The 25338-nt window shown below is 63.2% G+C and carries 26 protein-coding genes; 19 read left to right on the top strand and 7 right to left on the bottom strand.

From position 1 onward, the window contains the following. Window positions 1-159 precede the first annotated feature (159 nt). The 6 genes from PNAP_RS07700 to PNAP_RS07725 are packed head-to-tail and all read left to right on the top strand — an operon-like array spanning window position 160 to window position 5143. Complete coding sequence (locus PNAP_RS07700) at window positions 160-738, top strand: RBBP9/YdeN family alpha/beta hydrolase (protein WP_011800943.1); 579 nt, start codon at window positions 160-162, stop codon at window positions 736-738. Continuing rightward, window positions 735-1727: a sulfate ABC transporter substrate-binding protein gene (locus PNAP_RS07705; protein ID WP_011800944.1), complete on the top strand. Its 993-nt coding sequence runs from the start codon at window positions 735-737 to the stop codon at window positions 1725-1727. The genes PNAP_RS07700 and PNAP_RS07705 overlap by 4 nt, the downstream gene beginning before the upstream one ends. Window positions 1728-1729: 2 nt before the next feature. Then, on the top strand, window positions 1730-2623 hold the full coding sequence (gene cysT, locus PNAP_RS07710; protein WP_011800945.1) for a sulfate ABC transporter permease subunit CysT: 894 nt from the start codon (window positions 1730-1732) through the stop codon (window positions 2621-2623). Further along, window positions 2620-3528, top strand: coding sequence for a sulfate ABC transporter permease subunit CysW (cysW, locus tag PNAP_RS07715; protein WP_011800946.1), 909 nt, complete (start codon window positions 2620-2622; stop codon window positions 3526-3528). Before cysT ends, cysW begins: the two co-directional genes overlap by 4 nt. 23 nt (window positions 3529-3551) lie before the next feature. Continuing rightward, window positions 3552-4640, top strand: coding sequence for a sulfate/molybdate ABC transporter ATP-binding protein (locus PNAP_RS07720; protein ID WP_011800947.1), 1089 nt, complete (start codon window positions 3552-3554; stop codon window positions 4638-4640). Continuing rightward, window positions 4640-5143, top strand: coding sequence for a disulfide bond formation protein B (locus PNAP_RS07725; protein WP_011800948.1), 504 nt, complete (start codon window positions 4640-4642; stop codon window positions 5141-5143). Before PNAP_RS07720 ends, PNAP_RS07725 begins: the two co-directional genes overlap by 1 nt. A gap of 33 nt (window positions 5144-5176) precedes the next feature. On the opposite strand, the gene PNAP_RS07730 is transcribed toward PNAP_RS07725, so the two are convergent. Then, on the bottom strand, window positions 5177-5995 hold the full coding sequence (locus PNAP_RS07730; RefSeq protein WP_232290765.1) for an amidohydrolase family protein: 819 nt from the start codon (window positions 5993-5995) through the stop codon (window positions 5177-5179). 198 nt (window positions 5996-6193) lie between these two features. On the opposite strand from PNAP_RS07730, the gene PNAP_RS07735 reads away from it, so the two are divergent. Further along, window positions 6194-7030 carry a VOC family protein gene (locus PNAP_RS07735; RefSeq protein ID WP_041376601.1) on the top strand — a complete coding sequence of 279 codons (837 nt, stop codon included), beginning with the start codon at window positions 6194-6196 and terminating at the stop codon, window positions 7028-7030. 43 nt (window positions 7031-7073) lie between these two features. Here the strand turns inward: PNAP_RS07735 and PNAP_RS07740 are convergent, their stop codons facing one another. Then, a complete protein-coding gene (locus PNAP_RS07740; protein ID WP_041377095.1) occupies window positions 7074-7988 on the bottom strand; it encodes a LysR family transcriptional regulator in 915 nt (304 codons plus the stop codon). A gap of 135 nt (window positions 7989-8123) precedes the next feature. On the opposite strand from PNAP_RS07740, the gene PNAP_RS07745 reads away from it, so the two are divergent. The 11 genes from PNAP_RS07745 (at window position 8124) to PNAP_RS07795 (ending at window position 18641) form a co-directional block, all read left to right on the top strand. Beyond that, complete coding sequence (locus tag PNAP_RS07745) at window positions 8124-9062, top strand: ketopantoate reductase family protein (protein ID WP_011800952.1); 939 nt, start codon at window positions 8124-8126, stop codon at window positions 9060-9062. A 28-nt stretch (window positions 9063-9090) separates the two neighbouring features. After that, window positions 9091-9489, top strand: coding sequence for a VOC family protein (locus tag PNAP_RS07750; RefSeq protein WP_011800953.1), 399 nt, complete (start codon window positions 9091-9093; stop codon window positions 9487-9489). 38 nt (window positions 9490-9527) lie between these two features. Then, on the top strand, window positions 9528-10013 hold the full coding sequence (locus tag PNAP_RS07755; protein WP_011800954.1) for a MaoC family dehydratase: 486 nt from the start codon (window positions 9528-9530) through the stop codon (window positions 10011-10013). A gap of 60 nt (window positions 10014-10073) precedes the next feature. Further along, on the top strand, window positions 10074-11315 hold the full coding sequence (locus PNAP_RS07760; protein WP_011800955.1) for a CaiB/BaiF CoA transferase family protein: 1242 nt from the start codon (window positions 10074-10076) through the stop codon (window positions 11313-11315). Then, window positions 11312-12139 (top strand): shikimate dehydrogenase, encoded by an 828-nt coding sequence (gene aroE / locus PNAP_RS07765; protein ID WP_011800956.1) that lies wholly within the window; start codon window positions 11312-11314, stop codon window positions 12137-12139. Before PNAP_RS07760 ends, aroE begins: the two co-directional genes overlap by 4 nt. A gap of 179 nt (window positions 12140-12318) precedes the next feature. Then, window positions 12319-12858 (top strand): TRAP transporter small permease, encoded by a 540-nt coding sequence (locus tag PNAP_RS07770; RefSeq protein WP_011800957.1) that lies wholly within the window; start codon window positions 12319-12321, stop codon window positions 12856-12858. Between the two features lie 15 nt (window positions 12859-12873). Beyond that, window positions 12874-14151 carry a TRAP transporter large permease subunit gene (locus PNAP_RS07775; protein WP_011800958.1) on the top strand — a complete coding sequence of 426 codons (1278 nt, stop codon included), beginning with the start codon at window positions 12874-12876 and terminating at the stop codon, window positions 14149-14151. Between the two features lie 106 nt (window positions 14152-14257). Beyond that, complete coding sequence (locus tag PNAP_RS07780; RefSeq protein WP_011800959.1) at window positions 14258-15262, top strand: TRAP transporter substrate-binding protein; 1005 nt, start codon at window positions 14258-14260, stop codon at window positions 15260-15262. Between the two features lie 128 nt (window positions 15263-15390). Next, window positions 15391-15837, top strand: a complete 447-nt coding sequence (locus PNAP_RS07785) for a type II 3-dehydroquinate dehydratase (RefSeq protein ID WP_011800960.1) — start codon at window positions 15391-15393, stop codon at window positions 15835-15837. Window positions 15838-15870: 33 nt separating this feature from the next. Then, on the top strand, window positions 15871-17769 hold the full coding sequence (locus PNAP_RS07790; RefSeq protein WP_011800961.1) for a bifunctional sugar phosphate isomerase/epimerase/4-hydroxyphenylpyruvate dioxygenase family protein: 1899 nt from the start codon (window positions 15871-15873) through the stop codon (window positions 17767-17769). 38 nt (window positions 17770-17807) lie between these two features. Next, complete coding sequence (locus PNAP_RS07795) at window positions 17808-18641, top strand: shikimate dehydrogenase family protein (RefSeq protein WP_011800962.1); 834 nt, start codon at window positions 17808-17810, stop codon at window positions 18639-18641. Window positions 18642-18712: 71 nt separating this feature from the next. Here the strand turns inward: PNAP_RS07795 and PNAP_RS07800 are convergent, their stop codons facing one another. Beyond that, window positions 18713-19909, bottom strand: coding sequence for an amino acid aminotransferase (locus tag PNAP_RS07800; protein WP_011800963.1), 1197 nt, complete (start codon window positions 19907-19909; stop codon window positions 18713-18715). 173 nt (window positions 19910-20082) lie between these two features. Between PNAP_RS07800 and uvrB the strand changes: the two genes are divergently transcribed. Continuing rightward, window positions 20083-22191, top strand: coding sequence for an excinuclease ABC subunit UvrB (gene uvrB / locus PNAP_RS07805; RefSeq protein WP_011800964.1), 2109 nt, complete (start codon window positions 20083-20085; stop codon window positions 22189-22191). 135 nt (window positions 22192-22326) lie between these two features. Here uvrB and fdx read toward each other — a convergent pair whose 3' ends face one another. Genes fdx through erpA form a run of 4 tightly spaced genes read right to left on the bottom strand, consistent with a single transcriptional unit; the run spans window position 22327 to window position 25307 of the window. After that, a complete protein-coding gene (gene fdx, locus PNAP_RS07810; RefSeq protein WP_011800965.1) occupies window positions 22327-22662 on the bottom strand; it encodes an ISC system 2Fe-2S type ferredoxin in 336 nt (111 codons plus the stop codon). A gap of 43 nt (window positions 22663-22705) precedes the next feature. Next, window positions 22706-24583, bottom strand: coding sequence for a Fe-S protein assembly chaperone HscA (gene hscA / locus PNAP_RS07815; RefSeq protein ID WP_011800966.1), 1878 nt, complete (start codon window positions 24581-24583; stop codon window positions 22706-22708). Between the two features lie 11 nt (window positions 24584-24594). After that, on the bottom strand, window positions 24595-24918 hold the full coding sequence (gene iscA / locus PNAP_RS07820) for an iron-sulfur cluster assembly protein IscA (RefSeq protein WP_011800967.1): 324 nt from the start codon (window positions 24916-24918) through the stop codon (window positions 24595-24597). An 11-nt stretch (window positions 24919-24929) separates the two neighbouring features. Further along, window positions 24930-25307 (bottom strand): iron-sulfur cluster insertion protein ErpA, encoded by a 378-nt coding sequence (erpA, locus tag PNAP_RS07825; protein WP_011800968.1) that lies wholly within the window; start codon window positions 25305-25307, stop codon window positions 24930-24932. Window positions 25308-25338: the final 31 nt, after the last annotated feature.

Consider the following 25338-nt stretch of genomic DNA (forward strand, 5'->3'; position numbering starts at 1 on the left):
TTCTTTTGAGTTTTAAGGATTTCACTCCAGAATACCGGCTCATCAACCATTTCAGGAGCGAATCATGACCACTCTCAGATTCGGCGACACGGCACCTGACTTCAAGCAGAACCCGGCCGAGCTGCGCATCGCGCCGCAACCCAACAAATAACCCGTACCGTGCGCATCATCATTGTTCCCGGCTGGCGCGATTCCGGCCCCGGCCACTGGCAAAGCCTGTGGGCCGACCGGCTGCCTGGCGCGGTGCGCGTGCGGCAGGACGACTGGATCACGCCCAGCCGCGAGGCCTGGGTCGCATCGATTGCCCAGACCATCGTGCGGCAAGGCGAGCCGGTGGTGGTCGTCGCGCACAGCCTGGGCTGCATTGCCACCGCGCATTTGCCGCCAGAGGCGATGGACAGGATTCAGGGCGCCTTGCTGGTGGCGCCGGCCGACCCGGAGCGCCGCGCCGTGCTGAGCGACTTCGCGCCCGTGCCTTTTCAGAAGCTGCCTTACCGCACCATTTTGGTGGCCAGCGCCAATGACCCTTATTGCCCGGTGCGGCTGGCGGGCGCTTATGCTCGGGCCTGGGGCAGCGAGTTTGTCCGCCTGCAGGACGCCGGCCACATCAATACCGAATCGGGCCACGGCGAATGGCCGCTCGGCATGGCGTTGTTGCAGTCGCTGGCATTGGACGGCACCGATGCCCCATTTTCAAAGCTTTCTTCTTCACCTCCTGGATTTCTGGAAACGGCATGACCTCAAAATTAAAAACACTCCTGGCCGCACTTGCGCTGGCCACGGGCGGCCTGGCATCAAGCCAAACCCTGCTGAACGGCTCGTATGACGTGGCGCGCGAGTTCTACAAGGACTACAACGCCGCCTTCATCGCCCACTACAAGAAAACCACCGGCAAGGACGTGAAGATCGACCAGTCGCATGCCGGCTCCAGCGCCGTGGCGCGTTCGGTGGCCGACGGCCTGGACGCCGATGTGGTGACCATGAACACCTCGACCGATGTCGAGTTCCTGGCCAATGCCGGCGTGGTCGCCAAGGACTGGGCCAAGCGCTTTCCGGGCAACGCCTCGCCGACCACCTCGACCATGCTGTTCCTGGTGCGCAACGGCAATCCCAAGGGCATCAAGGACTGGGACGACCTGACCAAGCCAGGCATCCAGGTGATCGTGGTCAACCCCAAGACCGGCGGCAATGGCCGCTACACCTACCTGGCCGCCTGGGGCTACGCCAAGAAGAAGGGCGCGACCGATGCGCAGGCCGCCGAGTTTGTCGGCAAGCTGTACAAGAATGTTCCGGTGCTGGGCAAGGGCGGGCGCGACGCGACCACGGCCTTTTTGCAGCGCAACATTGGCGACGTGCTGGTGACCTTCGAATCCGAAGTGGTGTCGGTCAACAAGGAGTTCGGCGAAGGCAAGGTTGATGCGGTGTACCCGTCCATCAGCATCCTGGCCGAGAACCCGGTGGCGGTGGTGGAGCGCACCGTGGCCAAGAAGGGAACGGCTGTATTGGCCAAGGCCTACCTGGATTACCTGTATTCGGATGAAGGGCAGGAAATTGCCGCCAAACATGCCATGCGTCCGTATTCGCAGGCTATCCTGAAAAAGAACGCCGCTGTTTTCAAGCCCATCCAGTTGTTCACGGTGCAGGAAATGTTCGGCTCGCTGAGCGAAGCGCAAAAAGTCCACTTCAATGACGGTGGCCAGTTCGACAAGCTCTACACCGTCCGTTAAGCATGAGTGCCTTGATTTCCGGGGCGTCATCCGCAGGGGTGGCGCTGCCGCAGCGCGCGAGCGCCAAACGAACGCCCCAGCGCGTATTGCCCGGCTTCAGGCTGACGCTGGGCTACACGGTGCTGTACCTGAGCCTGATCGTGCTGATTCCGATCACGGCGCTGTTCTTCAAGACCTTCACCCTGACCTGGGAGCAGTTTGTGTTCGCCGTCACGTCGCCGCGCGTCATGGCCTCGTACCGGCTGACGTTCGGCGCTTCGCTGATTGCCGCGCTCGTCAACCTGGTGTTTGGCCTGCTGCTGGCCTGGGTGCTGGTGCGCTACAAGTTTCCGGGCAAGAAGATCGTCGATGCGCTGGTCGATTTGCCGTTCGCGCTGCCAACCGCCGTGGCCGGCATCTCGCTGACGGCGCTGCTGGCCGGCAACGGCTGGCTCGGCCAGTACCTCGAACCCATGGGCATCAAGCTGGCCTTCACGCCGGCCGGCGTGGTGATCGCCTTGATTTTTGTCGGCATGCCGTTTGTCGTGCGCACGGTGCAGCCGGTGCTCGAAGATGCCGAAAAAGAGCTTGAGGAAGCTGCCACGGCGCTGGGCGCCAACCGGCTGCAGATTTTCACCAAGGTGATTTTTCCGCACATTGCGCCAGCCCTGCTGACGGGTTTTGCGATGGCCTTTGCGCGCGCGATTGGCGAATACGGCTCGGTGATCTTCATTGCCGGCAACATGCCGATGATTTCCGAGATCACGCCGCTGATCATCATCGGCAAGCTGGAGCAGTACGACTATGCCGGCGCGACGGCCGTGGCGGTGGTGATGCTGGTGCTGTCCTTCGTCCTGCTGCTGGTCATCAATGCGCTGCAGACCTGGCAGCGCCGCCATACCGGAGCATCTTCATGAGCGGGCCATCCTCGCAACCGATTCGCAGGGCCAAGGCCGGAACCACCGAAGCCCCCTGGGTCCGCTACCTGCTCATCACGGTCGCGCTGCTGTTCGTGCTGCTATTCCTGATCCTGCCGCTGGCCGCCGTGTTCACCGAGGCCTTGCGCAAGGGCTTTGGCGCTTATCTGGACGCATTGAAGGAGCCCGATGCCTGGTCGGCCATCCAGCTCACCTTGATTGCCGCCGTGATTGCCGTGCCGCTCAATCTCGTATTCGGCGTGGCCGCAGCCTGGGCGATTGCCAAGTACGAGTTTCGCGGCAAGTCGTTTTTGACGACGCTGGTCGATCTGCCGTTTTCCGTCTCGCCGGTGGTGGCCGGGCTGATGTACGTGCTGCTGTTCGGCGCGCAGGGCTGGTTCGGGCCGTGGCTGCAGGCGCATGACATCAAGATCATCTTTGCCGTGCCCGGCATCGTGCTGGCGACCGTGTTCGTGACCTTTCCCTTCATCGCGCGCGAGCTGATTCCGCTGATGCAGGCGCAGGGCAACGACGAGGAGCAGGCCGCCATCGTGCTGGGTGCGACCGGCTGGCAGACCTTCTGGCATGTCACGCTGCCCAACATTAAGTGGGGGCTGATCTACGGCGTGATTTTGTGCAATGCGCGCGCCATGGGCGAGTTTGGCGCGGTGTCGGTGGTGTCGGGCCATATTCGCGGGCAGACCAACACCTTGCCGCTGCATGTGGAAATTCTCTACAACGAATACCAGTCGGTCGCCGCCTTTGCCGTGGCGTCGCTGCTGGCCATCCTGGCGCTGGTCACGCTGGCCATCAAGTCGGTGGCCGAATGGCGCCACGAGGCTGAAATGAAAGCGGCGGCCCAGTTGCCGCCCGAGCGGCCGCAAGCTGTTGCTGGCATTCGTTGAACACACGCTGGAAAAAATAAATCATGGGTATCGAAATTCGCAATGTCAGCAAGCAGTTTGGCAACTTCCAGGCCTTGGCTGACGTGAGCCTGGACATTGAAGCGGGCGAACTCGTCGCCTTGCTCGGCCCCTCGGGCTGCGGCAAGACCACGCTGCTGCGCATCATTGCCGGGCTGGAAACGCCCGACCAGGGCAGCATCCTGTTCAGCGGCGAGGACACCACCGACGTGCATGTGCGCGAGCGCGGGGTGGGTTTTGTGTTCCAGCATTACGCGCTGTTCCGCCACATGACGGTGTTCGAGAACGTCGCCTTCGGCCTGCGCGTCAAGCCGCGTGCCTTGCGGCCCAGCGAAGCGCAGATCAGGGAAAAAGTGCATTCGCTGCTCGGGCTGGTGCAGCTCGACTGGCTGGCCGACCGCTTTCCGTCGCAGCTGTCCGGCGGCCAGCGCCAGCGCATCGCCCTGGCGCGCGCGCTGGCGGTCGAGCCCAAGGTGCTGCTGCTCGACGAGCCGTTTGGCGCGCTCGATGCCAAGGTGCGCAAGGAACTTCGCCGCTGGCTGCGCCGCCTGCATGACGACCTGCATGTCACCAGCATTTTCGTCACGCACGACCAGGAGGAAGCGCTGGAAGTCGCCGACCGCGTGGTGCTGATGAATGCCGGCAAGGTCGAGCAGATCGGCTCGCCGCAGCAGGTCTGGGACCATCCGGCCAGCCCGTTTGTCTATGGCTTCCTGGGTGATGTAAACCTGTTCCACGGCCGCGCCCACGAAGGCGAGGTACAGCTCCAGGGCATGAAACTGGATTCGCCCGAGCACAGCGGCGCGCAAAACGCCAAGGCCTTTGCCTATGTGCGTCCGCACGATTTCGAGGTCGAGCGTTATGCGCCGGGTGCCCAGGGTCTGGTGGCCAGGCTGGACCGGGCGATTGTGATCGGACCGATTGCCCGGCTGGAACTTATTCCAGTCGATTCGCCCAAACAGTCGGCCGATTCCCTGATTGAAGTGCAAATGCCATCGCAAAAATTCAGGGACATGGGGCTGAAGGAGGGCGAAACGCTGGTGCTGACACCGCGCAAGGCCCGCGTGTTTGTTGATGCCGGTGAAGGAATCTAATGTTTTTGAACTTGTTGGACGCACCCCGCCGCCTGCTGGCGCTGGTGGCTCTGGGTTGTGTGGCCCTGCTGGCCTTTGGGCTGTACCTGCAGCATGTCGTGGGCCTGGAGCCGTGCCCGATGTGCATCGTGCAGCGCTATGCGCTGGTGCTGGTGGCCATCGTGGCGGGTCTGACGGCCATCACGTCCAATAAAAAAGGCTTGATCACGGGTTCTGGCGTTCTGCTGCTGCTGGCCGGCTTTGGTGCGTTCGTGGCGGCGCGCCAGAGTTTTCTGCAGTGGTATCCGCCTGAAGTCGCCTCTTGCGGCCGGGATTTCTACGGAATGATCGAAACCTTTCCGCTGCAGCGCGCCATTCCCATGATTTTCAAGGGCAGCGGCGACTGCGCCAAGGTGGACTGGACCTTTCTGGGCGGCTCGATTGCCAACTGGTCTTTCGTCTGCTTTGCCGTCATCGGCTTGACCGCGCTGACGCTGATTGCCCGTCTGGCCCGTCAACGCTGAACCCTGCGGGATACCCGTCAGGCAGCGCACGTTTCAGGCGCCAAATCCAAACAGCCGCCTGGGCGTGTCCCACCCAATCGCCTGACGCGCCGCTTCATCGGGCAGCAACTGCCCGAACAGCGCCAGCAAGGGGCCGTAGTCGATCCGGGCCGGCGCACGCAAGAAGGGCCAGTCTGACGCCCAGACCAGGTTTTGCGGCGTGTAGGCTTCGAGCAGCGCCTCTACATACGGCCAGGCATCCGGGTACGGATACGGCTGGTCCGAGCATTTGGCCAGCCCCGACAGCTTGACGCAGGCGCGGCCGGTATCGGCCATCGCCAGCAGCGCGGCAAAACCGGGCTGGCCAACGCCCGCCTTCGGGTCAGGGCGGCCGCAGTGGTCAAACAGCAGGCGCGCGCCGCTGTCCTGCAGCAGCGGCCGCAAGGCCACCAGTTCGTCGGCCTGAACCTGCACCTGCGCCCACATGCCCAGTTCGCGCAGGCGCTCCAGCAGGGGGCCGGTATCGCGGTAGAAATCGACTCCCAGCAGCGCCACGTTGAAGGCCACGCCGACCACGCCCGCAGCCTGCAGGCCCTGCAGCTCGGCGCGGCTGGCGTCGTTGCGAACGACCGCGATGCCCTTGTAGCGGCCGGCGCCGCGCGCCAGCGCGTCGAGCAGGCAGCGGTTGTCCAGGCCATAGCCCGAGTTCGGTCCGACGATCAGCGCCTGCCGCACGCCATGGGCATCGAGCACCTGGCCGAGGTTGTCGGCCGTGCCGGTCTCGCCGCCCGAGGGCCGGTACCACGCGTCGTCCGCATAGGGAAAGCGGGCCGGGTCGAAAACATGCACATGGCAGTCGATTCTGGGTTGCAAGGTGAACTCCATGGGTGGTTTGAGGTCGTGCCAGTGTCTGTTGAATTGCCGGACGAACTATAGGCAAGCATGGCCAACGCGTCCATAGCCCCGGCGCCATGGGCTTGATTGCATCGCGACATGAACATTATTTTTTTAAGGAGTGGACTTTCCGTCAGGCATTGTCTAAATTTCACATTTTTCACATCAGGCATAAAAATGAAACAGACCGTCTTCAACCGCGCCACCGAAGACGTGGGCAACATCGCCGAGTTCGGCCACGTCAATGTCCGGGTGCCGAGCCAGCAATGCGCGATCATTTTTTACATCATGGGCCTGGGCCTGACCCGCGACCCTTATTTGAGGACCGGCATCGACAACGCCTGGATCAACGTCGGCACCAGCCAGTTCCACCTGCCCGTCGGGCCGGCACAGGTGCTGCGCGGCGTGATCGGCCTGGTCATGCCCGATCTGGACGCGCTGATGGCGCGGCTGACCAGCATCCAGCCGTTGCTGCAGGACACCTGGTTCCGCTTTTCCCGCAGCGGCATGCTGGTCGAGGTGACCTGCCCCTGGGGCAATCGCATCCGCGTGCATGCGCCGGACGCCAAGCGTTTTGGGAGCATGCGTCTGGGCATGCCTTATGTCGAGATCAACACCGCTCCCGGCGCCGTGCCGGGCATTGCGCGCTTCTACCGCAAGATGCTGGGTGCGCTGGCGAACTACGGCGTTGATGAAACAGGTGCCTTTGCGCGTATCCACATGGGCCTGCATGAATGCCTGATTTTTCGCGAGACCGTTCATGCGCTGCCACCCTACGACGGCCACCATCTCCAGATCACCGTGGCTGATTTTTCGGGCGTTCACCGGCGACTTCTTGAGCGCGGCCTGATCACCGAGGAAAGCAGCGAGAGCCAGTACCGCTTCCAGGACATCACCGACCTGGACAGCGGAACAGTGCTCGCCACGATTGAGCACGAGGTGCGCAGCATGCGCCATCCGCTGTTTGCGCGTGCGCTGGTCAACCGGCCGCTTGACCACGCCGGCGAGCGCTAGCAAATCAATAGCTTCCTGCGCATGCCCATCAAGCGCTAGAGGCCTATTTCATGAATAATTCGGCGCACACGCCGCGCAGCCATCGGTTGCCGGCATCGTGGTGGTACCTGGCATGCCAGTACTGCTTGACGGTGAAGCCGGGAATCTCGAACGGGCAGGGCAGCACGCGCAGGCCGGCCGCGTTCGCCAGCGTTTCACCGATGTGGCGGGGCAGGGTGGCGACCAGGTCGCTGGTGGACAAGATGGCGGCGAGGCCCAGAAAACCCGGCAATTCCAGCAGCACGCGCCGCGCAATGCCCTGGCTTTTCAGCGCACCGTCGAGCAACTGGTAGCCCGTGCCCGACACGATGCCGATGTGCGCCTCGGCCGCGTAGTCCTGCAGTGTGAACATTTCCCCGATGCGCGGGTGGCGGGCGTTGCACAGGCAAATCCAGTCCTGGCCGAACAGGGTCTGCTGGTAAAAACCGGCCTCCAGCCCCGGCACCAGGCCCAGCGCCAGATCGCCTTCGCCCGACTGCAGCGCCGGCGCCATGCGCGCGTCGATGGTCGCCGCCTCCAGCCGGACCTGGGGCGCCAGTGCGCGCACATGGGAAAACAGGCGCGGCAGCAGCGTGATGTGGCTGGCGTCGGTCATGAAGATGCGGAACCCGCGCTGCGCCGTGGCCGGGTCAAACCGCGATTCCGATTCGGACAGGCGGCGCAGTCCCTCCAGCACCTCGCGCACCGTGGCGATCAGCGCGTCGGTGCGCGGCGTCGGCAGCATGCCTTCGGGTGTGCGCACGAACAGCGGGTCACCGAGCTGCCTGCGCAGCCGGGCCAGCCAGATGCTGACCGTGGGCTGGCTTTGCCCCAGCTGCTCTGCGGCGCGCGTCACGCTGCGCGTGTTGTAGAGCAAATCCAGCAGCCGCAGCAGCTTGATATCGGCAAGTGCGGTATCGCCTTTGTCGGGTTGGGTCATGACGGTGGATTCCTTCTGGCCATAAAAATTCGCAATGAAGTGTATTGCAGGCACTTTGTTTACAACATGAAGGTGCAAAACTACCATTCGCCCCCAAGGGACGCCTGAGCCGTGTCCTGAACGTGGAGACGGGCTTTGAAAATTTGTGTACTGGGCGCCGGCGCCCTGGGGTGCGCCATCGGCGGCGTGCTGACCGAAGCGGGCAACGAGGTGTGGCTGGTCAACCGGGGCCAGGCGCATGTGGACGCCATGAAGCAGCACGGACTGGTGATGCGCGACCAGGGCGTTGACCGCGTGGTCAAGGTGCGGGCCACCACCGACTGCCGCGAGATCGCCAGCACGGCCGGTCCTGTTGACCTGGTCATCGTGCTGGTCAAGTCCTTTCACACCCGTGCGGCGATTGAACGCGCCTTGCCCATCGTCGGCGAGCACACGGTCGTGATGTCGCTGCAAAACGGACTGGGCCATGAAGACATGCTGGCCGAGGTCGTGGGGCGCGGCAAGGTGCTGGCCGGCAAGACCTACGCGGGCGGCGTGATGCTGGCGCTGGGCCACATCATCGCCGGCACGCAGGGCAAGGAAACGCATATCGGCGAACTGGGTGGCGGCATCACCGAACGCGCAAGCCGCATCGCCGACACCTTCAACCGCGCCGGCTTGATCACCACCGTCAGCCCCAACATCATGGGTACGATGTGGGACAAGCTGCTGGTCAACGTCGCCACCGGCGCGCTGAGCGGCATCACCCGTTTGCCTTACGGCGAGCTGTACCAGGTGCCTGAAGTGGAGGCCTGCGCCATTGCCGCCGTGGCCGAGGCCATGGCCGTGGCGCGCGCCAGCGGCATTCAATTGTCGATCACCGAGCCGCGCCAGCCCTGGGCCGTGGCCGCCGCTGGCTTGCCGCCCGAATTCAAGGCGTCGATGCTGCAAAGCCTGGAAAAAGGCTCGGTCACCGAGATCGACTACATCAACGGCGCCGTCGTGCGCCAGGGCGCCAAAGTCGGCGTACCCACCCCCGTCAATCAGGCCCTGGTGGCCTGCATCAAGGGCGTTGAGCGGGGCCTGCCGCGCTAACACCCAACCATCACGAAAGAGAGACAACATGGCTTACAGCAACAAATCCTATGTCGAGCATGTCGCCGTGCGCGTGAAGGACATTCAGTGGCACATCAACTTCTTCCATGAAGTGCTGGGCATGGACGTGCGCGAGATCGACGGCCCGCTTGACGCGCCCAACCAGTACTGGACGATAGGCGGCATGCAGCTCATGAGCACGCCGGGCTTCGAGGCGCCGCCCAGCAACGACGCGGGCTGGCTCGCGCACCTCGGCATCATGGTGGACGACCTGGAAGGCGCCTTGCAGGCGGCCCAGAGCTGGGGCGTGAAGGCGCTGCCGCAGGGCCGCAACTGGCTGCAGCTGCCCGATGGCCTGGCCATCGAGCTGATCCAGGCCCACGGCAACAGCGTCGCCGAAGCGCTGGCCGTCAAGCCCAGGGCCTGAGCCGGCTCATTGATTCAATTATTTCAGGAGACATTCCCATGCCTAAACCGAATATCCAGTTCACCACGCCCGAAAAATACTGGGACGACGCCCAGGTCGGCGACGAATGCACCAGCCCGACCTATCTGGTGACTGCCGAGCGCATTGACGCCTATGCCGAACTCACCGGCGACTTCACGCCCGTGCATGTGGACGAGGAATACGCCAACGCCTCGCATTTTGGCTGCCGCGTCGCCCATGGCCTGATGGGGCTGTCGGTGGCCGACGGCCTGAAAACCCAGTGCGAATACCGCTTTTTGCCCGGCATGTCGCTGGGCTGGACCTGGGACTTTTTGCTGCCGATCAGGATCAACGACGTGCTGCACATCAAATTTCATGTCGAAAGCATGCGGGCCTCCAAAAGCAAGCCCGGCTGGGGCATTGTGATTTTGCCCGCCGAGCTGATCAACCAGCACGGCCAGGTGGTGCAAAAAGGCGAGCACCGCCTGATGGTGCCGCGCCGCCCGACGGCAGCCACCGCCTGATGGTTGCTATTAAATATATAGCTATTAACGCACTACCCATATGCGTAAAGGACACTTTTAATGCTTGATTCATCCCAAAACAAGTCCGCCCAGGCGCTGCCGCTGGCCGGCATCCGCGTGATCGACTACAGCCACTTCCTGGCCGGCCCGCACATGTCGCGCTGCCTCTCGGCCATGGGCGCCGAGGTCATCAAGGTCGAGCGGCCGGTGGCCGGCGATGCCGGCCGCGCCAGCCCGACGATGGTGAAAGGCCAAAGTGGCTACTTCATGCAGCAGAACATGGGCAAGCAGGGCCTGTGCATCAACCTGCGCGACCCGCGCGGTCTGGAGATGATGCACAAGCTCACCGACAGCGCCGACGTGTTCGTCGAAAACTACCGCCCCGGCGCGCTGAACAAGCTGGGCCTGGGGTATGAAGAGTTGTCCACGCGCAACCCCAAGCTCGTCTATTGCTCGGTGTCGGCCTACGGGCACACCGGCCCCGACTCGCATCGGCCGGGGTTCGGGCTGATTGCCGAGGCCAAGAGCGGCGCGATGTCCTTGATTGGCGTGCCGGGCGAGCCGCCGCCGCTGTTTCGCATGCCGATTGCCGACATGTACGCCGGCATGCACGGCGTGTCGGCGATTTGCGCCGCGCTGTTCGGGCGCGTGACGAGCGGCCTGGGCCAGCACATCGACATTGCGCTGTACGACTGCATGATCTCCATGCACGACTTCGCCGCCCAGAGCTACCTGATGAGCGGCGGCACCGAGTTGCCGGTGCAGACCGGCCACGATTTGCCGCAAAGCACGGTGTACGGGGTTTTTAGCGCGAAAGACGGCTACCTGGTGATTGCCGCGCAGATGACGGACACCTGGAAAAGCCTGGCGAGACTGATTGGCGGCGAGGCCTATGCGCTTGACACGAATCTGCACAGCCAGGCTGGCCGCAACGCCAACCGCGAGTCGATTCTGGCCAAGGTGCGCGAATGGACGCTGGCGCAGGCCTCTAGCGAGGCGTGCTGCGCGGCGCTGGACGCCGCCGGCGTTCCGGCCGCGCCGGTGCAGACCATCGACAAGGTGCTCAGCGACCCGCAGACGCTGGCGCGCGACATGGTGGTCGAGCAGGACCACCCGCTGCTTGGCAAGATCAAGCTGCCCAACCTGCCGTTTCGCTTCTCCGGCTGCGACACCTCGCCCAGCGGCCCCGCGCCCATGCTGGGCCAGCACAACCGCGAGATTGCCGCGAGCGTGGGTTATTCGGCGCAGGACATCGACGCCATGGAGCAGGACGGCGTTCTTTATTCGGAGGCACAGGCATGACTGATCGCTATGCCGTCATCGGCAACCCCATTCATCAGAGCAAATCGCCCCTGATCCACGGCATGTATGCGCAAGCCACCGGCCAGGACATCGACTACACCACCATCGAAGGCCCGCCGGGCGGATTCGCCGGCGCGGTCGATGCCTTCCGCGCCGCCGGCGGCCGGGGCCTGAACATCACCGCGCCGTTCAAGCTCGACGCCTTTGCCTACGCCACCGAGCGCTCGGAACGCGCCCAGCTCGCGGGCGCGGCCAATGCCATGAAGTTCGACGGCGAGCGCGTGCTGGCCGAGAACTTCGACGGCGTCGGCCTGGTGCGCGACGTGGTGCATAACCTGAACACGCCGCTCAAGGGAAAACGCGTGCTGCTGCTGGGCGCGGGCGGTGCCGCCCGGGGCGCGTTGCTGCCCTTCCTGGAGCAGCAGCCCGCCGAACTGGTGATTGCCAATCGCAGCCTGGACAAGGCGCTTGAACTTGCCCGCATCGGCGCTGCTTCGGGCGCCGGTGTCGTGCGCGGCTGCGCTTACCAGGATCTGGCGGGGCAGACCTTCGACGTGGTGTTCAACGCCACCTCGGCCAGTTTGCGCGCCGAACTGCCGCCGGTGCCGGCCAGCGTGTTCGCGCCCGGCTGCCTGGCCTATGAACTGGCTTACGGCAAGGGCCTGACGCCTTTCCTGCGCCTGGCGCAAAACGCCGGCGTCCGGCAACTGGCCGACGGTGTGGGCATGCTGGCCGAACAGGCTGCTGAAGCCTTTGAATGGTGGCGCGGCGTGCGGCCCGACACCCGCGCGGTGATTGAAAAACTGACCATTCCGCTGGTTTAAAACGCAGTGGGGTGAGCCGGAGCCTTATCAGCGCAAGGTTCCGGGGTCGGTGTGCATCCAGCCATTTTTGCTATATCAGCTATGGCAAAAAGCATTCTGGAGTACAGGGTAAGCCCTGATTTGTGAAAACTAACTAGTTTGTACATTATGGGCTGAGCTTTTTTAAAGGAGACAAATTCATGATTAAAAAGTTGATCGATGGTTATTGCCAGCTCATCAGCTACCTGATTGCCGCAGCCCTGGCGGTGATGGTCGTGCTGGTGTTCGGCAACGTGTTCATGCGCTATGCCTTCGACTCGGGCTTCATCCTGTCCGAAGAGTTGTCCCGCTGGCTGTTTGTCTGGCTGACCTTCCTGGGCGCGATCGTGGCGGTGCGCGACAACGGCCACCTGGGCACCGACATGCTGGTGGGACGCCTGGGGCCATTGGGCAAGAAAGTCTGCATGGGCCTGTCGCTGGTGCTGATGCTGTTTTGCCTGTGGCTGCTGTTCAAGGGCTCCTACGACCAGACGGTCATCAACTGGGAAACGACCAGCGCGGTGATGGAAGTCTCGATGAGCTGGTTCTATGCCTCGGGCATGGTGTTTTCCGTGCTGAGCGCGCCGATTTTGCTGGGCAACCTGTGGCGCCTGCTGAGCGGCCAGATCGACGACGAGCACCTGCTCTTGATGCAGGAATCCGAAGACGCTCCCCACGGCGATGCCGGCAAATCCCACTAACGCGCAAGGCTTGACATGACCATCATCATTTTCCTGGGTTCCATGCTGGGCGCCATGGCGCTGGGCATTCCGATTGCTTTTTCCCTGCTGCTGTGCGGCGCCGCGCTGATGTGGCACCTGAACATGTTCGACGCGCAGATCCTGGCGCAAAACGTGATCAACGGCGCCGACAGCTTTCCGCTGCTGGCCGTGCCTTTCTTCATGCTGGCCGGCGAGATCATGAACGCCGGCGGCCTGTCGCGGCGCATCGTGAACTTTGCGATGGCGCTGGTCGGTCACGTCAAGGGCGGGCTGGGCTATGTGACCATCGTCGCCGCCGTCATCCTGGCCTCGCTGTCGGGTTCGGCCGTGGCCGATGCCGCCGCGCTGACCGCCTTGCTGCTGCCGATGATGGTCGCGGCCGGGCATGACAAGGCGCGCTCGGCCGGATTGATTGCCTCGGCCGGCATCATTGCGCCCATCATTCCGCCCAGCATTGCCTTCGTCATCTTCGGCGTCGCGGCCAACGTGTCGATTTCCAAGCTGTTCATGGCCGGCATCTTTCCGGGCATCTGGCTGGCCGTGTCGCTGGTGTTTACCTGGTGGTATCTGGTGCGCAAGGAAGTGGTGGTGCCGCCTCCGCGCAAGACGGCCGCCGAAGTGGTCGAGGCGCTACGCCTGGCGACCTGGGCTTTGGTGCTGCCTTTCATCATCGTGTTCGGCCTGAAGTTCGGCGTGTTCACGCCGACCGAGGCGGCGGTGGTGGCTGCGGTGTACTCGCTGTTTGTCTCGACCGTCATTTACCGCGAACTCACTATCAAGCAGCTGGTGCCGCTGTTTGTCTCGGCCGCCAAGACCTGCTCCGTGGTGATGTTCCTGGTCGCCGCCGCCATGGTCTCGGCCTGGCTGATCACGGTGGCCAACTTGCCGGCGCAAGTGGTTGCCTTGCTGCAGCCCTTGCTCGACAGCCCCCGCTTGCTGATGGTGGCGATCATGGTGCTGACCATGCTGGTGGGAACGGCGCTGGACATGACACCCACCATCTTGCTGCTGACTCCTGTGCTCATGCCGGTGATCAAGGCCGCAGGCATCGATCCGGTGTATTTCGGCGTGCTGTTCGTCATCAACAACGCCATCGGCCTGATCACCCCGCCCGTGGGCACGGTGCTCAATGCGGTGGCCGGCGTGGGCAAGATCAGCATGGACGAGGTGACCCGGGGCGTGTGGCCTTTCATGATCGCGCAGTTCACCATCATGTTTTTGATGATCGCTTTCCCGCAGCTCGTCATGGTGCCGGCCCGCTGGTTCTATTGATTCACTGAAGACCGGCCACCGGTCGTGTGTGGGTACGCCACGCCGGATCGCCATTCCTCAATCAGCGTACAGCCGCCGTTGTTTTTTTAATTTCAGGAGACAAGTCATGAAACGTTTAGTCCTCAAAACCATCGTCGCCGCAGTTGCCGTAGCGGCCTTTGGCATCGCTTGCGCCCAGGAACGCACCATCAAGTTCACCACGCAGAACCCTGAAGGCCACCCGCTGGTGATGGGCATGCACAAGTTTGCCGATATCGTCGCAGCCAAGTCCGGCGGCAAGATCAAGGTCAACCTGTTCCCCGGCGGCGCACTCGGCGGCGACGGTCCGGTGATTTCAGCCATGCAGGGCGGAACCATCGAAATGGCTTCGATGAACACCAGTTACCTGGCCGGCCAGGTCAAGGAATTCGCGGTGTTTGACTTTCCGTTCATGTTCACGAACAGCAAGGAAGCCGACGCCGTGGTCGATGGTCCGTTCGGCAAGCAGATGCATGCCAAGCTCGATGCCAAGGGCTTGATCGGCCTGACCTACTGGGAACTCGGTTTTCGCAACATCACCAACAACAAGCGCGCCATCGCCAAGGTCGAAGACATTGCCGGCCTGAAGCTGCGCGTGATTCCCACGCCCATCAACGTGGACTGGGTCAAGACGCTGGGCGCCAACCCGACGCCCATGACCTTTGGCGAGGTCTATGCGGCCCTGGAGCAGGGCGCCATCGACGGCCAGGAAAACCCGCTGACCGTGATTGCCGCCAACAAGCTGTTTGAAGTGCAAAAGTACGTCACTTTGACCAACCACCAGTACAACCCGCAGTCGGTGCTGATCAGCAAGAAGTTCTGGGACACCTTGTCGCCCGCCGAGAAAAAGATCATCTCCGATGCCGCGGTCGAATCCACCGTCTATCAGCGCCAGCAGGCCCGCTTGCAAGCCACGACGGCGCTGGAAACGGTGAAAAAGGGCGGCATGCAGGTGACTGAACTGTCCCCTGCTGAAGTCGAAAAACTGCGCGAGAAGATGCGCCCCGTGATTGCCAAGTTCGCTGTTTCAGTGGGCCAGGACACGGTCAAGGGCCTGCAGGATGCGCTGGCCCAGGCACGCGCTAGCAAATAAGCAAGTCTGCAGTTCAGCGCTTGCGGGCTGTCCGCGCGCGTTGCCAGGGGCGGCCTTGAGGAGCGGGTCGCCCTGCGCACGCCAGACCGGGCCGCCTTCTCTTAATGACCTGTATTTAAAGGATTCCCATGAAAATTCTCATGCTGCACGGCATCAACCACAACATGTTCGGCAAGCGCGATCCCAGGCAGTACGGCACCATCACGCTGGACGAAATCAATGCCAGCCTGGCCGCTTTGGGCAAGGAACTGGGAACGGACGTGGAATGCTTCCAGACCAACAGCGAAGGCGAGATGTGCGAGCGCATCCACCAGGGCTACACCGACGGCGTGGACGCGGTGCTGATCAATGCCGGCGCCTGGACGCACTACAGCTACGGCATCCGCGACGCGCTGGCGATTTTGACCTGCCCGATTGTCGAGTTGCACATGTCCAACATCCATGCGCGCGAGGCCTTCCGCCATGTCTCGGTGTTCGGCGAAATCGTCCGGGGCCAGATTTGCGGTTTCGGCGTGGACAGCTATTTGCTCGGGCTGCGCGCTGGCCATTCGGCAGCGCTGGCCGCCAAGGCCTGATCTTTCCCAATCATTGACCGAGTCGAGTTGACCATGCGCCATTCAATCGCCACTGTCTCGCTGTCTGGAATGCTGCGCGAGAAGCTGCAGGCAGCAGCCGCTGCGCACTTCGATGGCGTGGAAATCTTTGAAAACGACCTGCTGCAGTTCCCGGGAACGCCGGCCGAGGTGCGCCGCATTTGCGAGGATCTGGGCTTGCGCATCGACATGTTCCAGCCGTTTCGTGACTTCGACGGCACCACGCCCGCGCAGGTCGCTCGCAGTCTGGAACGCGCCGAACGCAAGTTCGACGTGATGCAGGAGCTGGGCACTGAATTGATTCTGGTGTGCTCCAACGTGCAGCCCGACGCGCTCGGCGATGTCGATCAACTCGCCGGGCAATTCCACCAGCTCGCCGAACGCGCCGGCAGGCGCGGCATGCGCATTGCCTACGAGGCGCTGGCCTGGGGCAGCCAGGTCAAGCTCTGGTCCCAGGCCTGGAGCGTGGTCGAGCGCGTCAACCACCCGCACATGGGGCTGGCGCTGGACAGCTTTCACACGCTGTCGCTGCGCGACGACCCGGGCGGCATCGCCCGGCTGCCGGGCGAGAAGATTTTCTTTGTCCAGCTGGCCGATGCCCCGTGGGTGAACACCGACGTGTTGACGCACAGCCGCCATTACCGCTGCTTTCCGGGCCAGGGCGAGATGGAGGTGACCAGGTTCACTGCGGCCGTCATCGAGTCGGGCTACAGCGGGCCGCTTTCGCTGGAAATCTTCAACGATGAATTCCGCTCCGCGCCGGCGCGGGCCAATGCGGTCGATGCCAGGCGCTCGCTGCTGTGGCTCGAAGACCAGGTGTGCCAGAGTCGGGCGAAGGATGCACCGCCTTGCAAGGCGCCGCTGTTCGCGCCGCCGCCAGCGCCCGTGCTGACTGGATGGGCGTTCGTCGAGTTCGCCGTGGACCCGGCCGCAGGCGGCCGGCTGGCCGCGTGGCTTCAGGCCACTGGTTTTCACCGCATCGGCCATCACCGCTCGAAGAAGGTTGATCTTTATGGCCAGGGCGAGGTGCGCATCATCGTCAATCTGGAAGAGGATTCGCTGGCCCGCAGCCATTTTGAACAGCACGGCACCTCGGCCTGCGCCGTGGCGCTGGCCACGCCGGATGTCGCCGGGGCGCTGGCGCGCGCCGAAGCCTTGCTGTGCCCGCGTGTGAACGGGCGTGTGGGTCAGAACGAGCTGACCATTCCCTCCGTGCGCGCACCCGACGGCAGCCTGCTCTATTTTTGCGAAGCGCCGCAAGGTGGCCGCTACGCCTTTGAAGCCGACTTTGTGATGGACGAATCCGCCCTGCACGGCGGTGCACTGGGTGACAGGGCACGTTTCGACCACCTGGTGCAGGCTGTGCCGGCCGGGCAGGTCGAGCCGTGGGTGCTGTTCCATCGTGCGGTGCTGGGCCTGGCGCCCGAGCGCAACGTCGTGATGCATGACCCCTACGGCGTGATCAGGAGCCGCGAGATTGAATCGACCGACCGTGAAGTGCGCGTGTCCATCACTGTTTCCGAACGCGACAACACCTCGGTGTCCCGTGCCGTGTCGAGCTTTCGTGGCGCTGGCGTTCAGCAAATTGCCATCGCAGTGACCGACCTGGTGGCAACGGCACGCGCACTCAAGGCATCGGGCGCGCCGCTGCTGCCCGTGCCGGCCAACTACTACGACGACCTGCTCGCCAGGTACGACATCGACGCCGGCTTGCTGGCGGCCATGCGCGAACTGGGCATCCTGTACGACCGCGAAGCGGACGGTGGCGAGTTCCTGCATTTGTACCTCACGCCGTTCGACGACCGTTTCCATTTTGAACTGGTCGAGCGACGCGCAGGCTACGCCGGCTATGGCGCGCCGAACGCCCCGTCGCGACTGGCGGCCATGGCGCAGTGGCGCCAGGCGCAGCAGTGACGCAACACTGGCAGCACTGATTACTTCTAGGAAAAAACATGATCAACGGAAACACTGAAATCATTGCCCACATCGGCTTCCCCACCCACGCCTTCAAGGCGCCGATGATTTACAACCCCTGGTTTGAAAAAGCCGGGGTCAATGCCATCGTCGTTCCCATGGGCTGCCAGGCGCAGGACTACCCGGATTTTTTGCGCGCCGTGTTCAAGCTCGCCAACATCCGGGGCGCGCTCATCACCATGCCGCACAAGGTCACCACCGTCGGCTTGCTGGACGAGGTGTTTCCCACGGCTGCGATTGCCGGTTCGTGCAATGCCGTGCGCCGCACCGCCGACGGCCGACTGCAGGGCGACATGTTCGACGGCGAAGGCTTTGTGCGCGGCGTGCTGCGCAAGGGCCTGACGCTCAAGGGCGCCCGGGCGCTGGTGGTGGGCAGCGGCGGCGTGGGCTCGGCCATTGCGGCGTCGCTGGCTGCGGCCGGCGTGGCGGCACTGAGCCTGTTTGATGTTCACGGGCCTTCCGCGCAGGGCTTGGGCGAGCGTCTGCGCCAGCACTATCCGGCGCTTGACGTCGTCACCGGCTCCAACGACCCCGCAGGCTTTGACCTGGTGGTCAATGCCACGCCCATGGGGATGAACGAAGGCGACGCGATGCCGATGGACGTGTCGCGCATCGACTCCGCTACCTTTGTGGGCGAAGTGGTGATGAAAACCGAGATGACTGCTTTTCTGGGGGCTGCGCAGGCGCGCGGCTGCCAGGTGCAGGTGGGCTCGGACATGCTGTTTGAGCAAATCCCCGCGTATCTGGAGTTTTTTGGATTCCCCAGCACCACACCCAACGTGCTGCGCTCCATTGCCCGGCTGAGCTATTAAAGCTTGCGCCTGTTTCTGATCTTCGAAATCAGAAGTCGCGTCAAGCGTCCTTGCAGACGCTTGACTGTGCTTTAGATCACCTTGGCAATCGAGGCGCAAACATAGTCGATGTTCTTGCTGTTCAGCGCCGCCACGCACATGCGGCCGGTGTCGGTGCCATAGACGCCAAATTCATTGCGCAGACGAACCATCTGGTCCTTGCTCAGGCCCGAATAGCTGAACATGCCGATCTGCTTCGTGATGAAGCTCATGTCTTCCTTCACGCCGGCGGCCTTCAGGCCATCGACCAGCTTTTGGCGCATGGCCTTGATGCGCACCCGCATCTCGCCCAGTTCCTTTTCCCACAGGGCACGCAGCTCGGGCGTGTCCAGCACCATGGCCACCACCATGCCGCCATGAATCGGCGGGTTGCTGTAGTTGGTGCGGATGACGATCTTGAGCTGGCTCAGCACGCGGCCGGCTTCTTCCTTGCTCTCGCACAGCACGCTCAGACCGCCGACGCGCTCGCCGTACAGGCTGAAGCTCTTGGAAAACGAGGTGGACACGAAAAAGTTCAGGCCGGCGGCGACAAACTTGCCAATCACCGCGCCGTCTTCGGCCAGGCCGTAGCCAAAGCCCTGGTAGGCCATGTCCAGGAAAGCCACCAGGTTGTTGGCCTTGACGGCGGCAACCACTTCGTCCCACTGGGCGGCGGTGATGTCGTAGCCGGTCGGGTTGTGGCAGCAGGCATGCAGCACGACGATGGTGCCAGCGGGCGCGGCATTGAGGGCCGCCAGCATCCCGGCGAAGTTGATGCCGCGCGTGGCCGCGTCGTAATACGGATAGCTTTCGACCGTGAAACCGGCGTTGGTGAACAGCGCGCGGTGGTTTTCCCAGCTCGGGTCGCTGATCAGCACCTTGGCATTGGGGTTGAGGTGTTTAAGGAAGTCGGCGCCGACCTTCAGGCCGCCGGTGCCGCCGATGCATTGCACGGTCGCGACCCGGCCCGAGGTGACAGGCTCGCTGTCGGCGCCAAACACCAGGCCCTTGACCGCGGCGTCGTAAGCGGCAATGCCGTCAATCGGCAGGTAGCCGCGCGCCTTGGGCGCTTCCATCATCTGTTTTTCAGCGGCCTGAACGCATTCGAGCAGCGGGAGTTTGCCGTTGTCGTCGTAATACACGCCCACGCCCAGGTTGACCTTGGCAGGGTTGGTGTCGGCGGCAAATTGCTCGTTCAGGCCCAGAATCGGGTCGCGCGGTGCCATTTCGACGGCGGTAAACAAAGACATGAAAGTATCCTCAGAGGGTGAAAATTCGCCTGAAGCCAGGCGGGGTTGACCGGTTTTCATGCCGGCAGTGATGTGTTCGTCGGCCAGTCAGGGGGTTGTAATTCCCATTTTTGCCCGAATGTCGTAATGTGTTTAATTGCCCCGAATTTTAACGGGGCTTGAATTGAGGTTTTATGCCAGAAACAATGGAAGTCATTCCTGAAGCAGCGGATTTAGCCGGCGTGGGCCAGTTCATCCGTTTTCCTGATTCGCCGTTTGAGTTGTTTCAGCCCTACCTGCCGGCAGGCGACCAGCCGCAGGCCATCGCCAAGCTGGTCGAGGGCGTGCGCGACGGCGAGGCCTTTCAAACCCTGCTGGGCGTGACCGGCTCCGGCAAGACCTTCACCATGGCCAATGTGATTGCGCGGCTGGGCCGGCCGGCGATTGTGTTTGCGCCGAACAAGACGCTGGCTGCCCAGCTGTACAGCGAATTCCGCGAGTTTTTCCCGAGAAACGCGGTCGAGTATTTCGTCAGCTACTACGACTACTACCAGCCCGAGGCCTATGTGCCGCAGCGCGATCTGTTCATCGAAAAAGACTCGGCCATCAACGAGCATATCGAGCAGATGCGGCTGTCGGCGACCAAAAGCGTGCTGGAGCGCCGCGACACCATCATCGTGGCCACCGTCAGCGCGATTTACGGCATTGGCGCGCCCGAGGATTACACCCAGATGCGTTTCATTGCCCGCACTGGCGACAAGATGGGCCAGCGCGACGTGATTGCACGGCTGATCCGCATGCAGTACAGCCGCAATGAGCAGGATTTTTCTCGCGGCACCTTCCGCGTGCGCGGCGATGTGATCGACATTTTTCCGGCCGAGCATTCCGAACTGGCGATTCGCATCGAGCTGTTTGACGACGAGATTGAATCGCTGCAGCTGTTTGACCCGCTGACCGGGCGCATCCGCCAGAAAATCCCGCGTTTCGTGGTCTATCCGAAAAGCCATTACGTCACGCCGCGCGACAAGGTGCTGGCGGCGGTTGAAACCATCAAGCTCGAATTGTCCGAGCGGGTAGGGCAGTTCATCGCCGAAGGCAAGCTGGTCGAAGCCCAGCGCATCGAGCAGCGCACCCGGTTCGACCTGGAAATGCTGGGTGAAATCGGCCACTGCAAGGGCATCGAGAATTACACCCGCCACCTGAGCGCTTCGGCGCCGGGCTCGGCGCCCTCGACGCTGTGCGACTATTTGCCGAAGGACTCGGTGATGTTCCTCGACGAGAGCCACGTCATGATCGGCCAGCTCAACGCCATGTACAACGGCGACCGGGCGCGCAAGACCACGCTGGTCGAATACGGCTTTCGCCTGCCCAGCGCGCTGGACAACCGGCCGCTCAAGTTCGAGGAGTTCGAGTCCAAGGTTCGCCAGGCGATTTTTGTTTCCGCCACGCCGGCCGCTTACGAAAATGAGCATGCCGGGCAGGTGGTCGAGCAGCTTGTCCGGCCGACAGGGCTGGTGGACCCGCAGGTTGAAGTGCGCCCCGCGACGCATCAGGTTGACGATGTACTGCAGGAAATCCGGATTCGCGTGGAAATCAATGAACGCGTGCTGATCACCACGCTGACCAAGCGCATGGCCGAGCAGCTGACCGATTACCTGACCGAGAACGGCGTGAAGGTGCGCTACCTGCACAGCGACGTGGAAACGGTCGAGCGGGTTGAAATTCTGCGTGACCTGCGCCTGGGCACTTTTGATGTGCTGGTCGGCATCAACCTGCTGCGCGAAGGGCTGGATATTCCGGAAGTTTCGCTGGTGGCGATTCTGGATGCCGACAAGGAAGGTTTTTTGCGCTCGGAACGAAGCCTGATCCAGACGATTGGCCGTGCCGCCCGAAACCTCAATGGCCGCGCGATTTTGTATGCCGACCGCGTCACCGACTCGATGAAAATGGCGATGGGCGAAACCGAGCGCAGGCGCAACAAGCAGCTGGCCTTCAACACCCTGCACGGCATCACGCCGCGCAGCATCGTCAAGCGCATCAAGGATTTGATCGACGGCGTGTATTCCGAGAAATCCGGCAAGGAAGCCGAAAAGCTTGAAATGCAAAAGGCGCTGGTCGAGGACATGAGCGAGAAAGACATCGCACGCGAAATCAAGCGTCTTGAAAAGCAGATGGTTGAACACGCGAAAAACCTGGAGTTTGAAAAAGCCGCCCGGGTTCGCGACCAGCTGCACGTCCTGAAACAGCAGGCTTTCGGCGCGCCCGGCAGCGACAATGTGGTGCCGATTTCATCCGTTGGCTGATGCCGCGCGATGGACCCAGGCCTGCGTAGGGCTGCTTGAAGCCCTCGAAGCAACTCATGTCTAGCGCCGTAGGAATCCCCCCCGCCTTCAGGCGGGGGGAGGATGTCAAAGAGAACAGAAACTCCCAAAAACCCCTTAATGCTCGCGCGCATGGTTGCGCGTGTGGCGCGGAAACTCGATGGTCAGGTTGGTGTCCTTGACCTTGATGCAGCAGGCCAGGCGCGACTGGGCATCCAGGCCCCAGGCGTTGTCGAGCTGGTCGTTTTCCTCATCATCGGGCTCTTTCAGCGACGCGCCGCCTTCGCGCACGTACACATGGCAGGTGGCGCAGGCGGCCACCATCTCGCAGGCATGCTCGATGGCCACGCCGGCAGTCAGCAAACTTTCGCAGAGCGAGGCGCCGCGCCTGACTTCCAGGTCGCGGCCCTCGGGGCACAGGTCGGGGTGGGGCAGCAGGTGGACGAGGGGCATGGTGGGGGCTTTCTGGTAAGGGAGCAGTCGCGGCCTTGACGCTTTAAGCCAGGCTGTCCATGGCGCGTCCGGCCAGCGCCTTACGGATCGAAGCGTTCATGCGCCGGGCGGCGAATTCGTCGGTGACGGCGCCGAGCTGGGTGGTCCTGACGCGCAATTCTTCAACCGGCGCCTGGGTTTCCAGCATGTCCGCGACCATGAACATGGCCTGGCGGATGGCAACCAGCTCCGACGCCGACAGCAGCGCTGCATCTTCCTTCAGCGCTGCTTCGGTGGCATCCAGCATGCGGCGCGCATCGACCTGGGCCTCGCGCAGTGAGCGCAGCAGCATGTCTTCCTGCGACGAGCCGATGGCATCCTGCAGCATGGCCGTGATCTGGTTGTCGGCCAGGCCATAGGAGGGCTTGACCTCGATATGCGCCTCGACGCCCGAGGCGGGGTCGCGCGCTGTGACCGACAGCAGCCCGTCGGCATCAATCTGGAAACTCACGCGAATATGCACCGCGCCGGCCATGGCGGGCGGAATGCCGCGCAGCTCAAAGCGTGCCAGCGACCGGCAATGGGCCACGGTTTCGCGCTCTCCCTGCAGCACATGCAGCGACATGGCGGTCTGGCCATCCTTGAAGGTGGTGAATTCCTGGGCTCTGGCAATTGGCAGGGTGGAGTTGCGCGGAATGATTTTCTCGACCAGCCCGCCCATGGTTTCGATGCCCAGCGACAGCGGGCACACGTCCAGCAGCAGCCATTCGTCGCCGCCGGGGCTGTTGCCGGCCAGCACATTGGCCTGCAGGGCCGCGCCGATGGCGACCACCTGGTCGGGGTCGATATCGACCAGCGGCTCGCGGCCAAAGAATTCATGCACCGCGTCGCGGGCAATCGGCATGCGGGTCGATCCGCCGACCAGCACCACGCCGGTGATGTCGGCAATGCCCAGCTTGGCGTCGCGCAACGCCCGTTTCGTGGCGGCCATGGTGCGGGCGACCAGCGGGGCGCCGAGTTCGGCGAACTGGGCGCGGGAAAGAACGCCCAGGAGTGCGTCGCCTTCGGTGTGGTTCAGTGACAGTTCAGCCGTTTCGGCATCGGAAAGCGTTTCCTTGGCTTTGCGGCTGGCTGCCAGCAGGCTGCGCTGCTGGCCGGGCGCCAGTGCGGCCAGGCCGGCAATGCCGTGCTGCGCGCAGAACCAGCCGGCAATGGCATGGTCGAAGTCGTCTCCGCCCAGCGCGGAGTCGCCGCCGGTGGCCAGCACCTCGAACACGCCCTTGGTCAGGCTGAGGATGGAAATATCGAAGGTGCCGCCGCCCAGGTCGTAAATGGCAAAAGTGCCTTCGGCGGCCTTGTCCAGCCCGTAGGCAATGGCGGCGGCGGTGGGTTCGTTGAGCAGGCGCAGCACCGTGAGGCCGGCCAGCCGGGCCGCATCCTTGGTGGCCTGGCGCTGCGCATCGTCAAAGTAGGCGGGCACGGTGATCACGACGCCGGCCAGCGGGCCGCCCAGCGTGGCTTCGGCGCGCTCGCGCAGGGCGGTCAGAATTTCAGCCGACACCTGCACCGGCGAGCGTTCGCCCGCGATGGTCGAGATGCCCAGCATGCCGGCGCCGTCGGTAAAGCGGTAGGGCAGATTCGCCGCCTCTTTCAGGTCCGACAGGCTGCGGCCCATGAAACGCTTGACCGAGGCAATGGTGTTTTCCGGGTCATCGGCCTGGCTGTCTTGCGCCTCATGGCCCAGCTCAATGCCGCCGCCGGCCAGGTAGCGAACGACGGAGGGCAACAGCAAGGCGCCGTTCTCGTCGGGCAGGGCACGTGCCACGGCACTTTGCACGGTAGCGATCAGCGAGTTGGTGGTACCCAGGTCGATACCGGCGGCCAGACGGTGCTGGTGCGGTGCGGCGCTCTGGCCGGGCTCGGCGATTTGCATCAGTGCCATGTTGTGGACCCTTAAACGGCGAAGCTCTCGCCGCAGCCGCAATTGGCCTTGGCGTTCGGGTTGTTGAACTTGAAGCCTTCGTTCAGGCCTTCGCGCACGAAGTCGAGTTCGGTGCCGTCCAGCATGGCCAGGCTGCGCGAGTCGATGATGATCTTGGTGCCGTGGGTTTCAAAGGCCTGGTCGTCGGCGGTCATCGCATCGACGAATTCGAGCGCGTAGGCAAAGCCCGAGCAGCCGCTGGTCTTGACGGCCAGGCGCAGGCCGATGCCGCTGCCGCGCTTGGCCAGGGATTTTTCGACGTGGCGCGCCGCCGCGGGCGTCAGGGAAATACTCATGACCTGGCCTCTTAAACGGAAAAGGAACTGCCGCAGCCGCAGGTGGACTGGGCGTTGGGGTTGTGAATCACGAAGCGCGAGCCTTCCAGGCCGTCTTCAAAATCGACGCGCGCGCCCAGCACGTACTGCAGGCTCATGGCATCGACCACCAGCGCCACGCCTTCGGTGACGATCAGCGTGTCGTCCTCGGCGGTCTGGTCGTCGAAGGCAAAGCCATAGGAAAACCCCGAGCAGCCGCCGCCGGTGACGTACAGGCGAAGCTTGAGGTTGGGGTTGCCTTCCTCCACGATCAGTTCGGACACCTTGGCGGCGGCCGAAGTCGTGAATTCCAACTGGCCGGGCATGACGCCGGGCAGGCTGGGGCTGGCAATGTTCAGAGCTGCTTCCATTTTGGATTCCTTTGTGGGCGGTGCCGTGGGC

The sequence above is a fragment of the Polaromonas naphthalenivorans CJ2 genome, assembly GCF_000015505.1.
Classification (GTDB): Bacteria; Pseudomonadota; Gammaproteobacteria; order Burkholderiales; family Burkholderiaceae_C; genus Polaromonas; species Polaromonas naphthalenivorans.